Below are 2,289 nucleotides of genomic sequence, written 5' to 3'. Positions count from 1 at the left end.
TCCAATATCTGCCCAAGTGGTTTCAAAACTTGATCCAAAAGAGGAGAAGAACTTTGTATGGGATCAGATCAAGACGGATGGAAGCAAAACATATCAGGGNTGTAACGATAAATATTTTTAAATAAATTTCTTGTAATTGGTATTGCTGATTTTCTGAGATTATGTGATATCTATTTTGATTTTGACCATTTTTTCATCCATTGTAAAAGGTCTATCATGGATTCAACTAGTTCTTGTCCTTTGTTGGTAAGTTTGTATTCTACTCTTGGTGGAATTTCATTATAGGATAATCTTTCCAATACTCCGCTTTTTTCAAGTTCTTTTAATCTTGTAGCAAGTGTCTTACTGCTGATTCCCTTCAGAGCTTGCTTGAATTGTTTGTATCTTACAGGTTGTGTTGTGCAACACAAGGGAATTAAAATCTCAAGTGTGCCTCTCTTTGTAATTATCTTTCTGAGTCTTGATGTCTCTGACATGAGAGAAGAGGCATCATATCCATCAAAACTGCAACTGTCTTTAACCATTGGGAGTGATTTTCTTTTAGTTTCCATTGTTACACCAACTGTTATTGTTTCTCCTTGACAACTTAAATGGTTTACTTTGTAAACCAATCCATGGATGGACAAATCAAAGAGAAGGTAAAAGAAAGATATGGCAAGATTGCATTAACTGGCAATTCAGACTGCTGCTGTATGCCTGGAGAATGTAGTACAAGCGACTCTCCTATTGATGCTGCTAAGATAATCGGCTATGACCAAAAAGAACTGGAAACAATTCCGCAAGAATCTATTTTGGGTGTTGGGTGTGGTGCACCAATAAAGTTTGCAAACCTCCNAAATCAAAGAGAAGGTAAAAGAAAGATATGGCAAGATTGCCTTGACTGGCAATTCTGACTGCTGTTGTATGCCTGGAGAATGTAGTACAAGCGACTCTCCTATTGATGCTGCAAAGATAATTGGCTATGAGAAAGAAGAACTGGAAACAATTCCTCAAGAATCCATTTTGGGTGTTGGGTGTGGTGCACCGATAAAGTTTGCAAATCTTAGAGAAGGTGAAACTGTTGTAGATCTTGGCTCGGGTGCAGGAATTGACGCATTCTTGTCTGCAAATAAAGTATCAAAATCAGGAAAGGTAATTGGCATTGACATGACTGACGAAATGTTGGAAAAGGCACGGGCAAATGCAAGCGGCAACAATTATGGTAACGTAGAATTTAGAAAAGGTGACATTGAAAAAAATATTCCAGTAGATGATGGTACAGTTGATGCAGTAATTAGTAACTGTGTGATTAATCTTACTTCAGACAAGACAAGTGCATTCCTAGAGATTCATAGAATATTGAAAAATGGTGGCAGAATGGTAATTTCTGATCTAGTGACAGATAAAGAACTTGAGCAAGGCCAGATAAATGAAGAACAATGGTGCAGTTGCATAGATGGTGCACTGACACAAGAACATTATATCGAAAGTATCAAGAACGCTGGTTTTCATGACGTTAGCATTCTAGACAAGAGAGTGTACATGGAAGGCGAGAAGGTAAATGGAAGAAAAATCACAAGTCTTGTCATAAGGGCAATAAAGTGAACATTATGAAATTCTTTGGAAAATCAAAACCTGAAAAAAATGTCTTGTTTGTATGTGTAGAAAATGCTGGAAGAAGCCAGATAGCAGAAGGTTTCTTTAGAAAATATGCTCCAAAGGGATGGGCTCCAGTTAGTGCTGGAACAAGACCTACTCCAGAGATTAATCCTGTTGCAGTACAAGCCATGAAAGAAGTTGGGATAGACATAAGCAAGCAACGACCAAAGGAATTGTCTGAGGAATTGATTCGTGCGTCGTTTCTAAACGTAAGTATGGGTTGTATGGACAAAACAGAATGTCCTGCTATATTCTTAGGTAATTTTCAAGATTGGGGCATTGAGGATCCCAAGGGAAAACCAATCGAGCAAGTGCGTGAGATAAGAGATAAAATTGAAATAAAGGTCAAGGAACTTGTCACAACTCTTGAATCTAACTAGCAAACTTACCTCTAATCAAAAGAGATTTTTTGCTGAAATAATTGGAACATTTGTTATTGTAGTGTTTGCAACTGGTTCTGTAGTTCTTGATGCAAAATATGTTGGAACATTTGGATTATGGTTTGTTGCCTTGGCACCTGCAGTTGCAGTTGCACTCATGGTGTANATGCTGGAAGAAGCCAGATAGCAGAAGGTTTCTTTAGAAAGTATGCTCCAAAGGGATGGGCCCCAATTAGTGCTGGAACAAGACCCACTCCAGAGATTAATCCTG

General features: G+C 38.0%; 3 protein-coding genes. 2 read left to right on the top strand and 1 reads right to left on the bottom strand.

The features are described 5' to 3' along the window. Positions 1-170 precede the first annotated feature (170 nt). Entirely contained in the window at positions 171-551 is a 381-nt protein-coding gene (locus tag DYY66_RS03100) for a helix-turn-helix domain-containing protein (protein ID WP_166286129.1), read from the bottom strand. Between the two features lie 286 nt (positions 552-837). On the opposite strand from DYY66_RS03100, the gene arsM reads away from it, so the two are divergent. Together arsM and DYY66_RS03085 are read left to right on the top strand one after the other, a co-directional pair. Further along, on the top strand, positions 838-1,584 hold the full coding sequence (arsM, locus tag DYY66_RS03090) for an arsenite methyltransferase (protein WP_309223959.1): 747 nt from the start codon (positions 838-840) through the stop codon (positions 1,582-1,584). A gap of 5 nt (positions 1,585-1,589) precedes the next feature. Then, entirely contained in the window at positions 1,590-2,018 is a 429-nt protein-coding gene (locus DYY66_RS03085) for an arsenate reductase ArsC (protein WP_166286127.1), read from the top strand. Positions 2,019-2,289 lie beyond the last annotated feature (271 nt).

The organism is Candidatus Nitrosotalea sp. FS, assembly GCF_011319475.1.
GTDB lineage: Archaea > Thermoproteota > Nitrososphaeria > Nitrososphaerales > Nitrosopumilaceae > Nitrosotalea.
Note: the sequence above shows the minus strand (reverse complement) of the source record. Positions and strands in the feature narration are given on the sequence as shown.